We start from the raw sequence: 20,729 nt of genomic DNA on the forward strand, positions 1-20,729 counted from the left end.
AGTGACAGCAACTGAAAGAATAGGAACCATGACTTCCAGCCACCCTCGCAATGAGGAACTCTTCGACCGCGCCCGCCAGCTGATGCCGGGCGGCGTCAACTCGCCCGTGCGCGCCTTCGGCTCCGTCGGCGGGACGCCGCGGTTCATGGTCTCCGCCAAGGGTCCGTACCTGACCGACGCCGACGGCGCCGAGTATGTGGACCTCGTCTGCTCCTGGGGCCCGGCGCTGCTGGGGCACGCCCACCCGGCCGTCCTGGCGGCGGTGCACGCCGCCGTCGACCGCGGACTGTCCTTCGGCGCCTCGACGCCGGACGAGGCGAACCTCGCCGCGATCGTCAAGGAACGCGTCCCCGCCGCCGAGCGGGTCCGGATGGTGTCCACCGGCACCGAGGCGACCATGACCGCCGTCCGGCTGGCCCGCGGCTTCACCGGCCGCGACCTCATCATCAAGTTCGCCGGCTGCTACCACGGCCACCTTGACGGGCTCCTCGCGGCGGCCGGCTCCGGCGTCGCCACCCTGGCGCTCCCGGGTTCCGCCGGTGTCACGGCCGCGACCGCCGCGGAGACCCTCGTGCTGCCCTACAACGACCTCGACGCCGTCGAGGCCGCCTTCGCCAAGCACGGCGGGAACATTGCCGCCGTGATCACCGAGGCCGCGCCCGCGAACATGGGCGTCGTCACCCCGGGCGAGGGCTTCAACGCCGGCCTGTCCCGCATCACCAGCGAACACGGGGCCCTGCTGATCCTCGACGAGGTCCTGACCGGTTTCCGGACCGGCTACTCCGGCTACTGGGGCCTCACCGGCGGCGCGGCCGGCGCGGACCAGCCGTGGACCCCGGACCTGCTGACCTTCGGCAAGGTGATCGGCGGCGGCATGCCGACGGCGGCACTCGGCGGACGCGCGGACGTGATGGACTACCTCGCCCCGCTGGGCCCCGTCTACCAGGCGGGCACCCTCTCCGGTAACCCGGTGGCCATGGCCGCAGGGGTCGCAACCCTGACCCATGCAACCCCGGAGGTCTACTCCTTCGTGGACGCCCGCTCACTGGAGCTGTCCGCGGCGCTGTCCTCGGCGCTGGACGCGGCCGGCGTGGACCACTCGATCCAGCGCGCCGGGAACCTGTTCTCGGTGGCCTTCGGCACGTCCGCCCACGGGGTCCACAACTACGCCGATGCGCAGGGGCAGGAGGTCTTCCGGTACGCGCCGTTCTTCCACTCCATGCTGGACTCCGGCGTCTACCTGCCCCCGTCGGTCTTTGAGGCCTGGTTCCTCTCCGCGGCGCACGACGACGCCGCCATGAACCGGATCTTCGACGCCCTGCCCGCCGCCGCGAAGGCCGCGGCCGCAGCAAAGGCCTAGTCCCGAAGGGTGCAAAGACACCGCTGCCGGATCCGGCGTCGTTATTAACTACCTATGGCACCCGCCGCGGCGGGTGCCATAGGTGGTTAACGCTTCGGGGCCGACTTGCCTAGAAGGCCGCGGTCACGTCTCCGTTAGGCCATTCCTTCTCAATGAAGGCCTTGACCTCGGGGGAGTGCAGGAGCTCGTCGAGCTTCTTGACCCGGACGTCGTCCTTGGAGTCCTCGCGCCAGGCCAGGAAGTTGGCGTAGGGGTTGTTGTCCACGGATTCCACGGCCAGGGCGTTGTCGGTGCTGAGCCCGGCCTTGAGGATGAAGTTGCCGTTGATCAGGGCCAGGTCCACGGAGGGATCCTTGAGATCGTTGATCAGCAGTTCCGGCTGGTTCTCGGAGAACTTCAGCTTCTTGGGGTTCTGCTCGTCCGTGAGCGTCAGCACGGAGGAGTCCTCTTTAATGTCCTTCACGAGGCCTGAGACCTGGAGGACCTTGAGGGCCCGGACCTGGTTGGACGGGTCGTTCGTGATGGCAACCTTGGCGCCATCCTGAATGTCCTTGATGTCCTTGACCTTTTCCGAGAAGGCGGCGTACGGCTCGATGTGGACGCCCTCGCCGTGGCCGAACTTGTAGCCCTTGGTCTTCACCTGGTCCTCGAACCACGGGAGGTGCTGGTAGTAGTTGGCGTCCAGGGAGCCGTCGCTCAGCGCGGTGTTGGGCGTCTGGTAATCCTCGATCTCCTTGATATCCAGCTTGAGGCCGGCCTTGGGAGCGAGTTCCTGGTTGACGAACTCCAGGATCTTCGCGTGCGGGACCGGGCTGGCTCCGACCTTGAGGGTGACGGGGTTGGCGGGGTCCAGGGTCTTGACCTCGGCGCTGGGGGTGGACGAACCACCGCAAGCCGTCAGCGCCAGGGCAGTGACAATGCCGGTGGCCAGAAGGGTGAGTGACTTACGCATCGGATGCGTTCCTTTCGAAATAGCTGGAATCACGACGTCGGCGCCGTGATCCGCGCAGATGCAGCGGGCGGCTACCCGCTGCAGGGGTGTTGGTCTATGGGAGAGGGCGGGTCAGCGGTGGTCGAGGCTGCGGGAGATCCGCTCGCCCACCAGCTGGATGATCTGGACCAGGACGACGATCAGCACGATGGTGACGAGCATGACCGTGACGTCGAAACGCTGGAAGCCGTAGTTGTAGGCCAGCTTGCCGAGGCCGCCGCCGCCCACAAGCCCGGCCATGGCGGAATAGCCGACGAGGGTGACCACCGTGGTGGTGGCCGCTGCGACGAGGGCCGGCAGGGATTCACGCAGCATCACCTTGCTGATGACCTGCATGTTCGTGGAGCCCATCACCTGGGCCGCGTCGATCTTGCCATGGTGCACATCGCGCAGGCAGGTCTCCACGAGCCGGGCGAAGAAGGGGATGGTGCCGATCGAGAGGGACACCGAAGCGGCGACCGGGCCGAGGCTGGTGCCGGTCAGGGCCCGGGCCAGCGGAATGAGGGCCACCATCAGAATGGCGAACGGGATGGACCGGGTGATGTTGACGATCACGTCGCTCAGGATCCTGTTGGTCACGGGCATCGGCCGGAGTCCGCCCGGAGCGGAGACATGCAGGAAGACGCCCAGCGGCAGGCCGATCAGCACGGTGAAGAAGGCGGAGATGCCGACCATCTGGAGGGTCTCCACGATCGCTTCGGGCAGGGCCTTGACCAGGACGGGGTTGCTGAAAATATCGTTCACTAGTTACCTCCCTCTTCCCCGCGGAGGAGAATAGCGTCCGGCTTCGCAGCGTCCGGCTTCTCAGCGTCCAGTGGCGCAGAATCCACAAAGTCAGGGTCTGCAGCCGGGGCGGGGGCCGAGCGCTTCGCGGCGATGCCGCGGTCGTGCAGGTAGCGCAGCACGGCGTCGAAGTCGGCGTTCGCTGCCAGCTGCACACGCAGGTGGCCGAACTGCTGACCGCCCAGCGTCTCGACACTGCCGGCCAGGACATTGATGTCCATGTCGAAATGCCGTGCGACGCCCGTGAGCACGGGTTCCTTGGCACTGTCGCCGGAGAACAGGATCTCCAGCACCGGCCCGCCCTGCAGGGCGCCCGGGAGTGGCTCCGAGGGCGGCAGCGGAAGCAGCGCCCGTGCCAGCTTGCTGTCCAGGTCGCCGGCCACGTCCCGCAGCGGGCCGTGTTCGATGATCCGGCCGTGCGAGAGCAGTGACACCGATTCGCAGACGCGCTTTACGACGTTCATCTCGTGCGTGATGATCAGCACGGTCAACTGCAGGCGGCTGGTGAGCTCCTGGATCAGATCCAGGATCTCATTCGTCGTCGCGGGGTCCAGGGCGGAGGTGGGCTCGTCACACAGCAGTACATCGGGGTCCGAGGCCAAGGCGCGGGCGATGCCGACGCGCTGGCGCTGGCCGCCGGAAAGCTGCGAGGGATAGGCGTCCTCGAAGCCCTCCAGGCCCACGAGCTTCAGGAGTTCCGCGACCCGGCTCCGGACCTTGTCCTTCGGGGTCTTCACGAGTTCGAGCGGATGGGCCACGTTACCGGCCGCGGTCCTGGAGTCCATCAGGTTGGCGTGCTGGAACACCATGCCGATGCGGCGGCGGGCAGCACGGATTTCCGAGTCCCTGACAGAGCTGAGTTCGGTCCCGTCGATACTGACGGAGCCGGACGTCGGACGGTCCAGCAGGGTCAGGCAGCGCACTAGGGTGGACTTGCCGGCACCGGAATGCCCGATGATGCCGTGGATGGACCCCTTCGGCACCGAAAGCGTGACGCCGTCGAGGGCCACCACTTCCTTCTTGCCCTGCCGGTAGACCTTTCGAAGGTCGGTAACTGTGATCATTGATCCTCTGGCGTTGGGGATTGGCGTTCGGGGATTGGGGATTGGGCGCGGCATAACACAGCTCGGTTCTGAACTAAATTATGTCAGCGGTGCCATTTCGCATCCACTTTCGCAGGAAGTTCACTGCAAGGCCCAGATCAATGTGGAATGTGCGGCCTTCCAGGCTTGCTTGCGGCCGTAGCACCCTCCGGGCCGGGGCCGGCGGAATCCCCGCCCGGCTATCTTTGCCGGGCAGCGCCGTATTGGGCCTGTGATCTCCGTCCCAGCGTGCGCAGCGTGCCGGCGCTGGAAGACCGCTGACGGGTGGGAGTCCCGGTCAGAAGTCGCCGCGGCTGGCGTCTTCGGGCGGCAGCACCGGCCAGTCGCCCTCGATCACGGCGGCAGGCTTGGTCTTGCGCAGGTACGTCTGGAAGTCCGCGGCCTGGGCGGAGGCCCACTCGACCTGGAGCTGGTGCAGGTGGCTGGCCGGCATCCTGAGCTTGGGGAACTTTCCGGCCATGGCGTCGAGCATGCGCAGGGTCGCGAACGCGTCCGCCGCGGAAGTGTGTGCGTTTTCCAGGCTGACGCCGTACTCCTCGCACAGTGCGGTCAGCGTGCGCTTGCCCTTGCGGTACCGGTCCACCTGCTTGTTCATGATGTACGGGTCCAGCACCGGGAAGCGGCTCAGCTGCGGGACGCCGTAGCGGGCAGATTCCGCGGCGAGCACGGTGAAGTCGTAGCTGGCGTTGAATGCGATGACCGGCACCCCGGTGTCGAACAGCTCCTGAAGCACGGCGGCGAGCTCCCGTGTCACGTCCGCGGCGGGACGGCCTTCGCTGCGGGCTTTTTCGGTGGTGACGCCGTGGATGTCGCTGGCCTCGGCCGGAATCTCCACGCCGGGATCCGCGAGCCACTCATGCTCCTTGATGATCCCGCCGTCGGAATCCACGACGGTGACCGACGCCGTCACGATCCGGGCAGCGCGGGAGTCCCTGCCGGTGGTTTCCAGATCAAAGGCTGCGCGGGGGAGGGTGTTCCAGGTGCTCATGCCATAACGCTACCTGCTGCCCCCGACAGTAATGCGCCAACCCCGGCCGGGCCGCGACGGTAGCCTTGAGTCATGCGGATGGAGTATGCGGAGGCGGTGCTGGACGTGGTGGCATTGATTCCTGCAGGTGCGGCGGTGGCCTATGGCGACGTCGCCGAGCTCCTGGGATCCGGCGGCGCCCGGCAGATCGGCGCCGTCATGAGCCACCACGGCAGTTCGGTCCCCTGGTGGCGCGTCCTGAAGGCCAGCGGTGACGCCCCGCCGGGACATGAGCGCGAGGCCTTGACGCTGTACCTGCTGGAAGGAACTCCGCTGCTGGGAAACTACGCGGAATATCTTCGCACCGGTGGGGGACGCTGGCGGGTGGACCTCCAGTCCGCCCGCTGGGCGCCGTCCGACGCCGAGTTCGACCGGATCGACGCCATCGCCGAGCGGCTGGAACGCTCCTTGCACAAACTGTCGGCCCCCGATGATGAAATGACTGCGTGAGCACTCCCAGCCCCCATCAAACAACCAGCCAAACAACCGGCCTCCGTCTCCTCCCGCCGCGCAAGCAGCACAGCGCCGTCCCGGTGCTCTCGCCGGACCAGCTCGCCGCCGTCGAGGTCCCGCACGGTTCCGGGCCCGTCCTCGTCCCGGGCGCGCCGGGGACGGGCAAATCCACGGTGCTGGTGGAGGCCGCCGTCCGCCGGGCACAGCGCGACGGCTTGGACCCGGAACGGATGCTCATCCTGGCACCCGGACGGCTCGCCGCCGATTCGCTCCGGGACCAGTTCACCGCACGGCTGGACCGGAGCCTGAGTACGACGCCGGCCCGCACCTGGGCGTCGTACGCTTTCGACCTGATCCGGCGCGCCAAGGCCGAGGGCATCCTGCCGCTGCCGCGGCCGCCGAAGCTGCTCTCCGGCCCGGAACAGGACCTGATCATCAAGGAACTGCTCGAAGGCCACGCGCAGCCGGGGCTCGAGCTGCCCTGGCCGGAGGACCTTGGGGCCGCCCTGCAGACCCGGGGGTTCCGGCAGGAAGTCCGCCAGCTTTTTGACCGGATCATCGAATCCGGCCGGACGCCCGAGGACCTCGTGGTCCTGGCCCGCCGCTGCCATCGGCCCGACTGGATCGCCGCGGCCGGACTGTACGCCGAGTACCGCGACGTCCTGGACCTGCGCATGCCCGAAGCCTTCGACCCTGCCGGCATCATCACGGCCGCCCGCCAGATCTTCCAGGACGCCCCGGACTTCCTGGCCGCCGAACGCGACCGGCTCCAGCTGGTCCTGGTGGACGATATCCAGGAAGCGAACCCTGCCGTGTTCGAACTGCTCGCGGACATCGCCGCGGGCAAGGACGCCCTCGTCACCTCATCCCCGGACACGGTGGTCCAGGGCTTCCGCGGCGCCCGCCCGGACCTCGTGGCCGAACTGCCACACCTGCTCGCCCCCGCCGGCGGCACGGTCCTCGAGCGCCCGCTCTGGACGGCGCACCGTCACACTTCGGCCGTGGCGGAAGCCTGGCTTTCGGTGGCCGGGCGCATCTCCCGCCGCGCCGGCGGTCAGACGACGCGCCGGCTCGAACAGCCGCGCCGGGAAGCCCCCGCAGGTGCGGACGGTATCGCTGCCGACGGCGCGGCCGCCGGCAGCCCGGAAAATAGCAGTGCCGGCAGCGTCGAGGCGCACCTGCTGCCGTCCCCGGTGCACGAACTGCGCTACGTGGCGCAGCGGATCCTCGAAGCGCAGCTTAACGACGGCCGGGAACTGGGCGAGATCGCCGTGATCGTCCGCAACGGCGGCCAGCTCAGCCACCTGCAGCGCTACCTCGCCGGCCAGGGCATCCCGGTCCGGATTCCGGTGGCCGAATCCGCCGTGCGCGACGAAGTCGCGGTCCGGCCCCTGCTCGATGCCTACGCCGTCGTGCTGGACCCCGCCATGCTGACGCCCGAGGCGGCGGTATCGCTCCTGACGTCGCGGATCGGCGGCGCCACCTCGATCGAGCTGCGCAGGCTGCGCCAATCGTTGCGGCGCGAGGAAATCCTCGGCGGTGGCGGGCGCACCAGTGACGCGCTCCTGGTCGAGGCCCTGCTGGAGCCGGGGGCGCTGGCCACGCTCGGCATCGAGGGGCACTCCGCGCGCCGGATCGCGCGGATGATCCTGGCCGGACGGGAAGCCTCCCGGGCGCCCGGCGGCAACGCCGAAACCGTGCTCTGGGCCCTCTGGAACTCCACCGGGCTCGCTTCGCGCTGGACCGAGGCGGCCCTGGCCGGCGGCGCCGCCGGAGCCCGCGCGGACCGCGACCTCGATGCCATGATGGCCTTGTTCCACACGGCCGAGCGCTTCGTGGACCAGCTTCCGGGATCCGGCCCCGAGCAGTTCCTGGAGTACCTGCTCAGCCAGGAACTGCCCATGGACACCCTGGCCGCGCGGGCGCAGCTGGAGGACGCCGTGGAACTCATGACCCCCGCCAGCGCCGCCGGACGGGAATGGCCGGTCGTGATCGTCCCGGGACTGCAGGAGGGCGTGTGGCCAAACACGCGGCTCCGTGGCGAACTGCTCGGAAGCACCCTGTTCGCGGACGCCGTCGAACACGGAGTGGAGTACGCCCTGCAGCTGGACCCGCTCAGCCGGCTGCGGGAAATCCGCTACGACGAGCTCCGGAGCTTCTCCACCGCCGTGTCGCGGGCCCGGCAGGTGCTGATCTGCACCGCCGTCTCCTCCGAGGACGAGCAGCCCTCCTCATTCCTGGACTACGTCGTACCCCTGCACCCGGACCAGGACCGGCGCGGCTTCACCCCGGTGGAACGGCCCCTGACCCTGCGCGCCCTCGTGGCCGAACTGCGCCAGTATGCCCAGCTGGATGCGCCCGAGGCAGCCGAGGCGAGTTCGGTGCTGGGCGCCCTGGCCGCCGCAGAACCTCCCGTGCCCGGGGCGCATCCCGGAACCTGGTGGGGCCTGGCGCCGCTGTCCTCGGATGAGCCTGTGGTTCCGCCGGGAGGCACCGTCTACGTCTCACCCTCGAAGGTTGAAACCGTGCAGAAATCGCCCCTGGACTGGTTCGTCCAGGCCGCGGGCGGAGAGGCAGCCACCGATTTTGCCCGCAGCCTGGGAACCCTGGTGCACGCCATCGCCCAGGACTTTCCGGACGCCTCCGGCAGCGAATACGTGGCCGAACTCGTGCGCCGCTGGCCGGCACTGGGGATGAAGGATAACTGGGAAGGCAAGCTGGACTTCCAGCGCGCCGAGTCCATGGTCCGGAAGCTGGCACAATACGTGTTGCTCATGCGCAGCGAGGGCCGCAGCCTGGTCGGCGTCGAGCAGGACTTCGAGGTGAAGCTCCCCGACGTTGCGGCACAGGCCCCGCCCGGCGTCGCCGGAAGCGGGGGCGCTGGCGCTGGCGCCGCCAGCGACCCCAATGGCGAGCCGTGGCCGGCCCGTCCGGCCGTGTTGCGCGGGCAGGTCGACCGGCTGGAGATCGACGCCGAGGGGCGGCTGGTGATCGTGGACCTCAAGACCGGCAAGCGGCAGCCGGGCAAAGCCGAGCTCGACCGCCACCCGCAGCTCGGCGCCTACCAGGCGGCCGTACTCGCCGGAGGTTTTGCCGGCCCCGACGACGGTCCGCCGCCGCTGCCGGGCGGCGCCGTCCTGGCCCAGCTCGGGACCGCCACCAAGAGCCCCGGGGTCCAGGCCCAGAAGGCGCTGGACCCGGCCGAGAACTGGGCGCTGGACATGGTCAGCGGCGCCGCCCGGGTGATGTCCGGCAACACCTTCGAGGCCCGCCACGACCCCGCCAAGGGCGGCCACGGCGGCCACGGCTGCCGGCTGCCCGAGGTCTGTCCACTGTGCGCGCGAGGAAAGCAGGTTACCGAATGACCGCCCAAGCAACACCGGCAACGCGCCCGGCGGCGCCTCCCGGGGCCCTTCCCCTTCCTCTTCCCGTCCCTCTGCCCGTCCCCAGGTTCAGCCCCGAGGAGCTGTCCGCAATGCTGGGGGAGAAGAACAGCCCCACCCCGGAACAGTCCCTGATCGTTTCTTCGCCCTTATCGCCCCGGCTCGTGATCGCCGGAGCCGGCTCCGGAAAAACGGCAACCATGGCCGACCGGGTGGTGTGGCTCGTCGCCAACGGCTGGGTCCGGCCCGAGGAAGTGCTCGGCGTAACCTTCACCCGCAAGGCCGCCGGGGAGCTCGCCACCCGCATCCGCGCCAAGCTGGCCGCGCTGCAGCGCATCGCCGCGGCGGACGCCGGGAACCAGGTCTTTCCGGCCGGGCTGCTGAGCACGGATGCACTCGAGCCCAAGGTCTCCACCTATCACTCCTACGCGAGCGGGATCGTGTCCGACTACGGCCTCCGGCTCGGCGTGGAACGCGATGTTGTGCTGCTCGGCGGTGCCCAGTCCTTCCAGCTCGCCAGCGAGGTCGTGGAAGCGTTCGACGGCGATTACGAGCACTTCCGCTCCGCCAAGTCCACCCTGGTCAAGGCGGTCATCCAGCTCGCCGGGGAATGCGCGGAGCACCTCCAGGACCCGGCCGGGGTCCGTGGCTGGCTGCTGGAGCGCGTCGCCGAGTTCGAGGCCCTGCCCTACCTGGCCACTGCCAGGAAGAACCCCAGCCAGGCTGCGGGTGAGCTCAGCGCCCTGCTCCGCACCCGGTCCAGCGTCGCGGACATGGTTGGCCGCTACACGGACGCCAAGCGCGCCCGGGGCGCCCTGGACTTCGGCGACCTCGTGGCCCTCGCGGCGCGGGTGGCCAACGAAATCCCGGTCGCCGCGGAAACCGAACGCCAGCGCTACAAGGTGGTGCTCCTGGACGAGTTCCAGGACACATCCCACGCCCAGCTGGTGCTCTTCTCCCGGCTCTTCGGCGAGGGCCACGCCGTCACCGCGGTGGGGGACCCGAACCAGTCCATCTACGGCTTCCGCGGTGCCTCCGCCGGCCAGCTCTTCCACTTCGTCCGCGAATTCCCGGCGCGGCTCGCCACCGATGACGGCGCCGCCGACGAAGGGGCCGCAGCGGCTGCCGCCGCTCCCCGCTTTGCCGTTGCCCCGACGTCATACCTGACCACCGCGTGGCGCAACGGCCGGAACATCCTCTCCGCCGCCAACGTCATCTCCGCCCCGCTCAGCAAGGCCGCGGCCAACAGCGGTGCCGCCGGTGCACGGGACACGGCCGAAACCGTGGAAGTGCCGCCCCTGCAGCCGAGCCCGGCCGCGGTCCAGGGCCGGGTCGTGATGGGCCGCTTTGCCACCGACGAGGACGAGGCCGCGGCCATCGCCGGCGACGTGCTGAAGTTCCGGGTGACGGACTTCAACCCGACCCCGTCGACGGACCCCGAGCCTCCCGCGATGGCGGTGCTGTGCCGGCGACGGGCCCAGATGGAATGCATCCGCCGCGAATTCGAGCTGCGCGGCATTCCGTACGAGATCGTCGGCCTCGGCGGGCTGCTGGATACCCCCGAAATTGTGGACCTGGTCGCGACGCTCCGGGTCCTCGCCGATCCCGGCCGCTCCGACTCCCTGATGCGTCTGCTGGCCGGAGCGCGCTGGCGGATCGGGCCGGCCGACCTGATGGCCTTCCGGGACTGGTCCAGCTTCCTCGCCCGGCGCCGGGGACGCCCGGGCGGCTCCGAGGCCGGCGACGCCGACACGGACACCGGCGCCGATGCCGGTTCCGAGGGAGCGGTGATCGAGGGCGACCTCACGGACGCCGCCAGCCTGGTCGAAGCGCTGGACTGGCTGCCGCGCGACGGCTGGGTTTCCCGGCACGGCCGCGCGCTCAGCACCGCGGCCCGGGAACGGCTCCACCGGCTCTCTCTGGAACTCCGCCAGCTGCGCGGGTTCATGGGCGACGACCTCACCACGCTGCTCGGCGAGGTGGAGCGGGCGACGCTCCTGGATATCGAGGTGGCTGCCCGGCCGGGGATCAGTATCCATCAGGCCCGGAGGAACCTGGACGCCTTCCAGGACGCCGCGGCCGGATTCCTGCACACCTCCCAGCGGGTCGGCGTGCTGGCCTTCCTCGCCTGGCTCGAGGCCGCAGCCGCCGAGGAAAACGGCCTCGACGCCGCCGCACCGGAAGTGAATCACGAGGCCGTGCAGCTGCTGACCGTGCATGCGTCCAAGGGCCTGGAATGGGATGTCGTGTTCGTGCCCGGACTCAATGCGGGCGCCTTCCCCAGCAGCCGGGACTCGCGCTGGAGCAGCGGCAGCGCCGCCCTGCCCTGGCCGCTGCGCGGGGACCGTGCGGACCTGCCGCAATGGGATCTGGAGCAACCGGACCAGAAGGGCTGGCTCGACGCCGAAAAAGAGTTCAAGTCTGCTGTCCAGGTGCACGGCGAGGCCGAGGAACGGCGCCTGGCCTACGTGGCATACACCCGGGCGAAACACGTCCTCTGGGTCTCCAGTGCCGCCTGGGTAGGCTCCCGGGCGGGCATGGCGGAGATGTCCCCCTTCCTGGCGGAACTCGAGGTTCTCTCCGCCGGAGGGGGCGCCGAGATCCATCCCCTGTCCGTCGGCGAGGAATCGCTGCCGGAGGAGAGCCCGCTGACCTCGGAGCTGGAGTTGGCGGCGTGGCCCTACGACCCCCTCGAGGGTCCGATCGACCCGCGTACCGGCTCCCGGCTGCGGCTCGTCGCCGGGCGCCGGGCGTCGATGGAATCAGCTGCGGCGCGGGTGCTGCAGTCGCTGGACTCCGAGATCCTGAATGCCGCTGCTGACTTGGCCTTGCATGCCCCACGCCCGGCCCTCCCAGCCGGCGGGGAACACCGGCGTCCGCTGCGCGGCCCTGCTGCCGGCTGGGCCCGCGAGGCCGCGACGTTGCTGGAACGCCGCTCCCGGCGCACCGCCGTGCAGGATGTCCACCTTCCGGGTCACATCTCCGCGTCGACCCTGGTGGATCTGGAGGACGACGCCGGCTCCGTCGTCGCACGCCTGCGGCGGCCGGTTCCCCGGGAGCCGGGGATGTCCGCGCGCAAAGGCACGGCCTTCCACGCCTGGGTTGAGGAATACTTCGGCGCCGCCGGCATGCTCGACCTCGGCGAGGCAGCCGGCTCGGATGACCATATCGACGAGGCCTACGGGCTGGACACCATGGTGGAGACGTTCCGCCAGTCGGAGTGGGCCCACCGTGCCCCGGCCTATGTCGAGGTGCCCGTCGAGACACGCATCGGAGACGTCGTGGTGCGTGGCCGGATCGATGCCGTTTTCCGGGACGCCGACGGCGGCTGGGACCTCGTGGACTGGAAAACCGGCCGCCGGCCCTCCGCGGCCCAGCTGAAAGTCAAGGCCGTCCAGCTCGCCGTCTACCGGCTGGCCTGGTCCCGGCTCAAGGGTGTTCCGCTGGACGAAGTGCGCGCCGCGTTCTACTACGTGGCAGACAACCAAGTGGTCCGGCCGCACGATCTGGGGTCAGCGGAACGGCTTGAGGAGATCGTGGCCGCAGCCCTGGGGCAGGGCAAGCGGAGACAGAGCTCCACGTCAGGAGGCGCCCCAGCGGGTCCGGACCGCCACGGCTAGTACGCATTTTCGTTCGTCGGGCGTCGGGCCACTTCCCCGGGAGGACATGTCCAGTCTTCGCCCCGGGGACAGGGCATGACCGGAATATGTCCATACGCCGGCCCCGGCGCGGGGCATGTCCTGATCCGGGGGCACGTGCGGTGGCTCCACTGGGGGCGTCGGGCCACTTCCCCGGGAGGACATGTCCAGTCTTCGCCCCGGGGACAGGGCATGACCGGAATATGTCCATCCGCCGGCCCCGGCGCGGGGCATGTCCTGTCCGGTGGTCATTTTCGCTGAGGTCGTCGGGGTCAGGCTGCCGGTGCGTGCTCGTGGCTGCTCAGGCGTAGCAGCTAGTGGTTGAGGCCGGTGGTGTATTCCGGTCGACCGGCCGGCTGGTCGAGGTCCTTGAAACCGCCGCCGGTGATGGCCTGGCGCGACACCGCCTGCGGCCTCTACCTCAACGACCCCAGCGCCTGGACCTAACCCCCGACGAACCAACGAAAATGCCCACTAGTGCGACTTCGCCTCAACGACCGTCAGCGCGGTGGTCGAGACGTCCTCGTCGGGCGCGGGCGACCCGACGACGCCGATCGACTGCGTTGAGGTGTCGCCGGCTGCAGCGACCACGGCCGCCTGCGGGGACTCGACCCCGCCAGATGCCGTCCCGGGGGAGTCGGCGCCGGCCAGGCCCTTCGGAGCCCCATCCTGAGCCCCGTCGCCCGCATCGTTGGTCTGGCCTTCGGCCTGGCCCGCTTCAGTGGCCGTCAGGTCAGGGTCGTCGTCGCTGGCGGCCTCGTCTTCGCTGGCGGCCTCGTCTTCGTGGGCCGTCTCGTCTTCGTCGGCCGTCTCGCCGTTAGCGTCGGCAGGCTCCTCGCCGGTGCCGGCAGGCTCCACCTTGATCCCTGCCGCCGCTTCGCCGCCGCTGTTCCCGTCCTCGTCGTTGTTGATCTCGTCGTTGTTGATCTCGTCGTTGTTGATCTCGTCAAGAGGGATCGGTGTCACCTGGACGGCAGCACTGCCCGTCGGAACAGCAGCCAGGCCGGACACCGAATCCGGGGCGAGCAGCGTCACCTTGCTCACGGCCGGCCCCGGAATGCTCTGCGGCCCCGGAATGCGCTCCGGCTCCTTATCCGCCGGCTGGCCGGGGCCGGGCGGGGCTGCCGGCTGGGGCAACGGCTCCACGCTGATCGGCTGTCCGCCGTGTTCCGCGACGTCGTCGGCCAGCGACATGAGCATCGAATCAGCCTCGTCAATCATGTCCTGGTTCCCGGCGGAGAGTCCCTTGACGAGGTACTGGGCCAGGGCAAATTCCGCGGACAGCGCCGCGCGGCGGAGCAGGTGGGCATCGGGCGCGTCCCGCCGGCTGGAGGTGTAGTGCTCCAGCACCGCATCCACAAAGTCCTGCTCGTTCGAGGCCACCAGCCAGGCCATATCGTCGGCAGGGTCGCCGATGCGCAAGTCCGTCCAGCCCGTCACTGCGGTCACTCGCTCGCCGTCGACCAGCAGATTGTCCTCGTGCAGATCGCCATGGACGACGCAGGGGTTGAACCGCCACAGCGACACGTCCTCCAGCGCGTGTTCCCAACGCCGCAGCAGAAGCGGCGGGATCTTGCCCGTGGTCGCGGCCTGGTCGAGTTCGTTGAGGCGGCGCTGGCGGAACTCGTTGGGGGTGTAGCTCGGCAGATCGGCGTTGCTGACGAGGGAGTGAGGCAGATCATGGATGGCAGCCATGGCCGCCCCGATTTCCCCTGCCAGGGCCGCGGAACCCTCGCTGAGTTCCTCGACGGACCGGGTGGACCCGCCCAAATGGGAGTACACGAAGGTGCTGAGAGGGCCCTGCCGGACGGTGCCCGCCACTGTGGGCATCAGGAACGGGAGTTCGGCCCGGATCGCGGGAACAAAGGCCCGCAGCACCATGAATTCCGTTTCGAGCCGTGCACTGGCTTCGGCGTGCCGGGGGGAGCGGACGCGCCAGCGTTTGCCTTCGGAGTCCAGGAGGAGAGCCGAATCGAAGTCTGCCGGATCGTCGGGCGCAGAGCTAACGGCGGTCGGGGTCAGCCCGGGGACTGCCGCGGTTGCCACAGCTGCCAGTTCGATTGGTTTTCTTCTCACGCTTCCACGGTAGATTGAGCAGCGCCCAAGACGGCGATGCACCACGGCGAGTCTCCAGATCGGGAACAAATTCGGGAATAAAACAGCGCCCGGAATTCAGCCGGCGAACCACTCCGTGCCCGCGGTCACCGAGGGGCGTGACCGCGCCCGCAAACGCCACGGGAAAATGTCAATTGTCGGCGGGAGTCAGTACGGTGGGTACATGAGTCTTGCGGAGTCACCGGTGTCCGGAAACAAACCGTCCGGGAACCAACCGTCCGGGAGCCAACCACAGGTGGACGCGCCAACCGCGCCGGCACCGGGTATCCCCGCGAACCACTTGCAGGACACCGTCCTGCCGGTGCGACCCGCGCTGATCGACCGCGGATCCGCGGCCCGGATGAAGCCGGGAATGGTCGAAGACCTCCTCGCCGCCGGAACCGCGCGGGCCGTGGTGCTCTCCGGCCGGCAGGCCCTCATCGACGGCGACAGCCTGGTCCTCCTCGATGCGGCCGAGCTGGCGGACCACCTGCGGGACACCGTCTACGCCCCGGAGCAGCTGATCTACCTTGGCTCGGCCCTATCCGGTTCGGATCTCGAGGCGGGCACCCAGCTGGTCCTCTTTATCCTTCCACGGCAGTTCGAGGTCCAGGCCGAGGAGTTTGAAGCGCACATCGCCGGTATCCCCGGCGGCGCGCAGTGGGCCGGTTTCCGGGACGTTGCTGCCCGGCTGAACCCGACGGACACCGCCCTCTTCATCGAAGCCAGTGCCATCGCCAACTGGCATGCCAGCCACGCCCACTGCCCGCGCTGCGGCGCCGCTACCCAGCCGGAAGCCGGCGGCTGGGTGCGCCGCTGCCCCGTGGACAGTTCCGAGCACTACCCGCGCACCGATCCCGCCATCATCGTGACGGTGGTCGGCGCCGACGGCCGCCTCCTGCTCGGCGGCGGCGGTCCCCCCGAGGCCCGGAACTACTCCACACTCGCGGGCTTCGTCGAACCCGGGGAGTCGCTGGAGCAGGCCGTGGTCCGGGAGATCGGCGAGGAGGTCGGCGTCCGGGTCACCGCGTCCCAGTACCTCGGATCCCAGCCGTGGCCCTTTCCGGCCTCGCTGATGCTCGGGTTCACCGCCATGACCCAGGACACCGAGGCCACGCCCGACGGCGTTGAGGTCACCAGGGCCCGCTGGTTCAGCCGGAGCGAACTGCAGGCCGCGGTGCTCAGTGGCGAAATCGTCATTTCCAGCAGGCTCTCCATTGCCCGGGCCCTGATCGAGCACTGGTACGGCGGCGTCATCCGGGACCGCCCGGAACCCGAATGAGGCGAACGCCCTCCGCGGGCGCGCTGCCCCGCACCGCCCGCCCTCGATCTACTAAAGAAGTGACGACAGAGAACGTGAACACCAGCACCTTCCCCGGCCTCCAGGCCGACGCCGGGAACCCCGGCGACGGCCCCGTTCCGGAACCACACGCACCGGACAACCGCTCCCTCGAGGAGCGCATCCTGGGCGGCCTCGACGCCGAGCAGCGCGAGGTGGCGAGCACCCTGCAGGGGCCGATGTGCGTACTGGCGGGAGCCGGTACCGGCAAGACCCGCGCCATCACCCACCGCATCGCCTACGGCGTGCACTCGGGCGTCTACAGCCCGCAGCGGCTCCTGGCCGTCACCTTCACCTCACGGGCCGCGGCCGAAATGCGCAGCAGGCTCCGGGACCTCGGCGTCGGAAACGTCCAGGCCCGCACCTTCCACGCCGCGGCACTGCGTCAGCTCCAGTTCTTCTGGCCGCAGGCCATCGGCGGGGCGCTGCCCAACCTGCTGGACCACAAGGCCCAGATGATCGCCGAGGCGGCCCGCCGGCTCCGGCTCAGTACCGACCGCGCGTCCATCCGTGATCTGGCCTCCGAGATCGAGTGGGCCAAGGTGTCCATGCTGACACCGGCCAACTACCTGGAAAAAGCCCAGGGCCGCGGGAATCCGGGCGGCTTCGACCTGACCGCCGTCGCCCGCGTATTCCAGTCCTATGAGGACGTCAAGACAGACCGCAACGTGATCGACTTCGAGGACGTGCTGCTGATCACCGTGGGCATCCTGCAGGAGGATCCCAAGGTGGCGGCCACCGTCCGTGAGCAGTATCGGCATTTCGTTGTCGACGAGTACCAGGACGTCTCGCCGCTGCAGCAGCGGCTGCTGGAACTGTGGCTGGGCGGCCGCGACGAGCTGTGTGTGGTCGGCGACGCCAGCCAGACGATCTACTCGTTCACCGGCGCCTCGCCGAAGCACCTGCTCGGCTTCAAGGCGATGTACCCGGAAGCCAATGTTGTCAAGCTCATCCGCGACTACCGGTCCACCCCGCAGGTGGTGAAGCTGGCCAACGATCTGCTGGCCGGCCGGCGCAGCGGCGGCCCCGCCGCGGATGCCGCCTGGGCCACGCCCCTGCAGCTCGTGGCGCAGCGCCCCGCCGGGCCCGTCCCGCAGTTCACTGAATGCTCCGACGACGAGGCCGAGGCCGCCACGGTCGCCTTCAAGGTCCGCGAGCTGCTCGACGCCGGTACCCCGGCGAGCCAGGTCGCCGTGCTGTTCCGCACCAACGGGCAGTCCGAAGCCTACGAACAGGCCCTGGCCTCGGCGGGAATCGGCTACCAGCTGCGCGGCGGGGAACGCTTCTTCGCCCGCAAGGAAGTCCGCGACGCCATCCTCCAGCTCCGGGCAGCCACCCGCGCCGTCGCCGAGACCGCCACGCCCGAGCCGCTCGGCCAGCTGGTCCGCGACATCGTCGCCTCGCTGGGCTACACGGACGCCGCACCGCACAGCGGCGGCGCCCTCCGGGAACGCTGGGAATCGCTCGCGGCCCTCGTGGCGCTCGCCGACGAGCTCGTCGTTACCCGCGGGGAGCAGTTCAGCCTCTCAGACTTCGTCAACGAGCTCCAGGAACGCTCCCTCGCCCAGCATGCCCCGACCGTCCAGGGCGTGACCCTGGCCTCGCTGCACTCCGCCAAGGGCCTCGAGTGGGATGCCGTCTTCCTCGTGGGGCTCAGCGAGGGGCTCATGCCGATCTCCTTCGCCGACAGCCCGGAGTCCGTGGACGAGGAACGCCGCCTGCTGTACGTCGGGATCACCCGCGCCCGGGAGCACCTGTTCCTGTCCTGGTCCACCGCGAGGACGCCGGGCGGACGGGCGAACCGCAAGCCCTCGCGCTTCCTGGACGGGCTGCGCCCGGACTCCGTGGCGAGCTCCTCCGTCCGTGGCAAGGGCGCGGCGCCGCGCCGGAAGGCCGCCGTTCCGGCGTCGTGCCGGGTCTGCGGGACCATGCTCTCCTCCGGTGCGGAACGCAAGGTGGGCCGCTGCAACCAGTGCCCTCCCACGTACGAGGAGCAGACCTTCGATGCGCTCCGGCAGTGGCGCAAGGACGTGGCCCTCGAGGCGGACGTCCCCGCCTTCGTGGTCTTCACCGACGCCACGCTGACCGCGATCGCCGAGGCCCGGCCGGAATCCCTCGAACAGCTGGCCAAGCTCGCCGGCATCGGCCCGTCGAAGCTGGAGAAATACGGCGAAGCCGTGCTGGCAGTGCTCGTCGAAAGCACCAGCCTCTGATGGCGGGCGATGCTGCCCGCCGGTCCGGTAACCGTGCGCCGTCACCCGCAACCCCGGCGGCTGTCCCGCTGACCACGGCCGACGGCGCCCCGGTGGAAGTGCGCCGGTCCGCCCGCCGGCGCCGGACGGTCGCCGCCTTCTGGGAGAACGGCACCGCCGTGGTCGCGATTCCGGCCTCCTTCACCCGTACCCAGGAGCGGGAGTGGGTGCACCGGATGCTCGAAAAGCTCCGGCTCCAGGGAGAGCGGGGGAACCGCGGCGCGGGCAAGCGCCGCCCCCGCAGTGATGCTGCCCTGGCCGCGCATGCCGCCGATCTGTCCGCGAAGTACTTCGGCGGCCGCGCCGTCCCGTCCTCGGTCCGCTGGGTCAGCAACCAGAACTCACGTTGGGGATCCGCGACGCCGTCGGACGGGTCCATCCGGCTCTCGGACAAGCTCCAGGCCATGCCGCCGTGGGTCATTGACTACGTGCTGCTCCACGAACTGGCGCACCTGCTCGTCGCTGGCCACAATGCCGCGTTCTGGCGGCTGCTGGAGGCGTACCCGAAAACGCAGCGCGCCAAGGCCTTCCTGGAAGGCGTCTCTTTCGCGACCTCGCGCGGCCTGACGCCCGGCGGCGCCGATGAAACAGACGACACAAACGACACAAACGACACAGACGACACAGACGACACCGACGACGTCGATTGATGCCGGACACTGGCGGACACCGGCGAGTCCACCGACCTGACCGGCACAGCGGCGGGCATGAGAAAGCCCCGGCGGGAACCGAAGTTCCGGCCGGGGCCAGCTTCTCCACGGGCGACGGACAAACAGTCCTACATATTAGGACTTGGGGCTTGGGCCGTCTTCAGGGGATTCGCCCGGGCCGTGTTCCTGAGTCCCAGGTTCGCCGTCATCACCGTCGGCCGGTTTCTCCCCGGGCTCGTCGAAGCCGCCGCTGAGCAGTTTCTGCAGTGCGTCGTCAACCTCGGTGTCGCTCGCCTCGGCAAGCTTGCGGCGGCCGCTGAAGCCCTGCGGGTCGTCCAGGTCTTCCGCGGTGGGAAGCAGGTCGGGGTGCTGCCAGATCGCGTCGCGGCCATCGATGCCGCGTTCGTCCTTGAGCGAGGCCCACAGTGTGGCGGCTTCCCGCAGCCGGCGCGGACGCAGTTCCAGGCCCACGAGGGAGGAGAACGCATGTTCGGCCGGGCCGCCGGTGGCGCGGCGCCGCCGGACGGTCTCGCGGAGTGCCCCGGCAGAGGGCAGCAGCTTCTGGGTGGCGGCCCAGGTCAGTTCATCAACCCAGCCCTCCACGAGGGCGAGGGCCGTCTCCAGCTTCTCCAGTGCCTGATCCTGCGCGGGGGTGCGCTGGGGCATGAAGACGCCCTGGGACAGGGCCTCCTGGATGCCCTCGGGATTGCTGGGGTCCAGCTCCCGGGCGAGTTCCTCGATTTTGGACGTGTCGATGTGGATGCCGCGGGCGTACGCCTCGATCGCGCCGAGCAGGTGTCCCCGCAGCCAGGGGACCTGGACGAAGAGCCGGGCATGGGCGGCTTCGCGGACGGCGAGGAACAGCCGGATGTCGTTCTCCGGCAGGCTGAGGCCTTCGCCGAACTTTGCCACGTTGGAAGGCAGCAACGCCATTTCCAGGTCGGCCAGCGGCACACCGATGTCCGTGGAGCTGACCACTTCGGCGGACAGGGCGCCGATGGCCTGGCCCAGCTGCATGCCGAAAATCGCGCCGCCCATGTTTTGCAGCATCGACGAGGCGCCGCCCATCATAGACTTCATCTCTTCGGGCATCTGTTCGGTCATCGCGGAGGAGAGCGCGTTCGCGACGCTGTTCGCGACCGGCTCGGTCAGCCGTTTCCAGGTCCCCAGGGTCTCCTCGACCCACTCGGCGCGGGACCACGCCCGGCCGATCAGTCCGGTGGCCGGCAGCCCGGTGACCTGGTCGAGCCACAGTTCGGCGAGGCGCAGGGCCTCATCCACTTCGCGGGTCTGCTGGGCGGTGACGGAGGGGTCCGAGCCGCTCGCGGCCACCCGCCGGGCATTCTCATGCGCGAGCTGCCAGTTGACCGGGCCGTCCGAGGAGGCGCTCATCATCGCCTGGACCTGCGAGAACATCTGGGCGAGGAGGTTCGGGTCGTCGGGTAGCCCGGCGGCCTTGGCGAGTTCCGCGGGGTCGATATTCCCCATGCCCTGGCCGCCCATCAGGTTCTTCAGCATCTCTGCCAGCGGATCCTTGGGTTCCTCGTCACCATTGGACGGATTGAGTGGGTTGGAGGTCATGATCCCGCCGATCGTCGGTGTGGCTGCTTCTCCACTTCACGGTACCCCGCGGCAAGAGGGGCTGTCTGCCGAAAG

12 protein-coding genes and 1 pseudogene are annotated in these 20,729 nt (G+C 69.5%); 7 read left to right on the forward strand and 6 right to left on the reverse strand.

Annotated features, from left to right (window positions below; genetic code table 11):
- The first annotated feature begins 28 nt into the window (after positions 1–28).
- Positions 29–1,360: a glutamate-1-semialdehyde 2,1-aminomutase gene (hemL, locus tag ACVWZ8_RS13955; protein WP_456504941.1), complete on the forward strand. Its 1,332-nt coding sequence runs from the start codon at positions 29–31 to the stop codon at positions 1,358–1,360.
- 109 nt (positions 1,361–1,469) lie between these two features.
- Here the strand turns inward: hemL and ACVWZ8_RS13960 are convergent, their stop codons facing one another.
- From ACVWZ8_RS13960 to ACVWZ8_RS13975, 4 genes are all read right to left on the reverse strand, one after another.
- Positions 1,470–2,312 (reverse strand): MetQ/NlpA family ABC transporter substrate-binding protein, encoded by an 843-nt coding sequence (locus ACVWZ8_RS13960; protein WP_456504942.1) that lies wholly within the window; start codon positions 2,310–2,312, stop codon positions 1,470–1,472.
- A 111-nt stretch (positions 2,313–2,423) separates the two neighbouring features.
- Complete coding sequence (locus tag ACVWZ8_RS13965) at positions 2,424–3,095, reverse strand: methionine ABC transporter permease (protein WP_426978782.1); 672 nt, start codon at positions 3,093–3,095, stop codon at positions 2,424–2,426.
- The gene (locus ACVWZ8_RS13970) at positions 3,095–4,198 is read right to left on the reverse strand and encodes a methionine ABC transporter ATP-binding protein (RefSeq protein WP_456504943.1); all 1,104 of its coding nucleotides are present in this window, start codon (positions 4,196–4,198) and stop codon (positions 3,095–3,097) included. Before ACVWZ8_RS13970 ends, ACVWZ8_RS13965 begins: the two co-directional genes overlap by 1 nt.
- Before the next feature lie 316 nt (positions 4,199–4,514).
- Complete coding sequence (locus ACVWZ8_RS13975) at positions 4,515–5,225, reverse strand: exonuclease domain-containing protein (RefSeq protein ID WP_456504944.1); 711 nt, start codon at positions 5,223–5,225, stop codon at positions 4,515–4,517.
- 72 nt (positions 5,226–5,297) lie between these two features.
- On the opposite strand from ACVWZ8_RS13975, the gene ACVWZ8_RS13980 reads away from it, so the two are divergent.
- From ACVWZ8_RS13980 to ACVWZ8_RS13990, 3 genes are all read left to right on the forward strand, one after another.
- Positions 5,298–5,714, forward strand: coding sequence for an MGMT family protein (locus ACVWZ8_RS13980; RefSeq protein ID WP_456504945.1), 417 nt, complete (start codon positions 5,298–5,300; stop codon positions 5,712–5,714).
- Positions 5,711–9,082, forward strand: coding sequence for an ATP-dependent helicase (locus tag ACVWZ8_RS13985; protein WP_456504946.1), 3,372 nt, complete (start codon positions 5,711–5,713; stop codon positions 9,080–9,082). The genes ACVWZ8_RS13980 and ACVWZ8_RS13985 overlap by 4 nt, the downstream gene beginning before the upstream one ends.
- A 110-nt stretch (positions 9,083–9,192) precedes the next feature.
- Positions 9,193–12,720 (forward strand): ATP-dependent helicase, encoded by a 3,528-nt coding sequence (locus ACVWZ8_RS13990; RefSeq protein ID WP_456505951.1) that lies wholly within the window; start codon positions 9,193–9,195, stop codon positions 12,718–12,720.
- Positions 12,721–13,859: 1,139 nt separating this feature from the next.
- Here ACVWZ8_RS13990 and ACVWZ8_RS13995 read toward each other — a convergent pair.
- A pseudogene (locus ACVWZ8_RS13995) lies at positions 13,860–14,814 on the reverse strand (macrolide 2'-phosphotransferase); the annotation flags it as partial.
- A gap of 202 nt (positions 14,815–15,016) precedes the next feature.
- On the opposite strand from ACVWZ8_RS13995, the gene nudC reads away from it, so the two are divergent.
- From nudC to ACVWZ8_RS14010, 3 genes are all read left to right on the forward strand, one after another.
- Complete coding sequence (gene nudC / locus ACVWZ8_RS14000; RefSeq protein ID WP_426978775.1) at positions 15,017–16,114, forward strand: NAD(+) diphosphatase; 1,098 nt, start codon at positions 15,017–15,019, stop codon at positions 16,112–16,114.
- A gap of 179 nt (positions 16,115–16,293) precedes the next feature.
- Entirely contained in the window at positions 16,294–18,384 is a 2,091-nt protein-coding gene (locus ACVWZ8_RS14005) for an ATP-dependent DNA helicase UvrD2 (RefSeq protein ID WP_426979727.1), read from the forward strand.
- The gene (locus ACVWZ8_RS14010; RefSeq protein WP_456504947.1) at positions 18,384–19,073 is read left to right on the forward strand and encodes a M48 metallopeptidase family protein; all 690 of its coding nucleotides are present in this window, start codon (positions 18,384–18,386) and stop codon (positions 19,071–19,073) included. Before ACVWZ8_RS14005 ends, ACVWZ8_RS14010 begins: the two co-directional genes overlap by 1 nt.
- A gap of 135 nt (positions 19,074–19,208) precedes the next feature.
- On the opposite strand, the gene ACVWZ8_RS14015 is transcribed toward ACVWZ8_RS14010, so the two are convergent.
- A complete protein-coding gene (locus tag ACVWZ8_RS14015) occupies positions 19,209–20,654 on the reverse strand; it encodes a zinc-dependent metalloprotease (RefSeq protein ID WP_426978772.1) in 1,446 nt (481 codons plus the stop codon).
- Between the last annotated feature and the right edge of the window lie 75 nt (positions 20,655–20,729).

It is taken from the genome of Arthrobacter sp. UYCu723 (assembly GCF_054059215.1).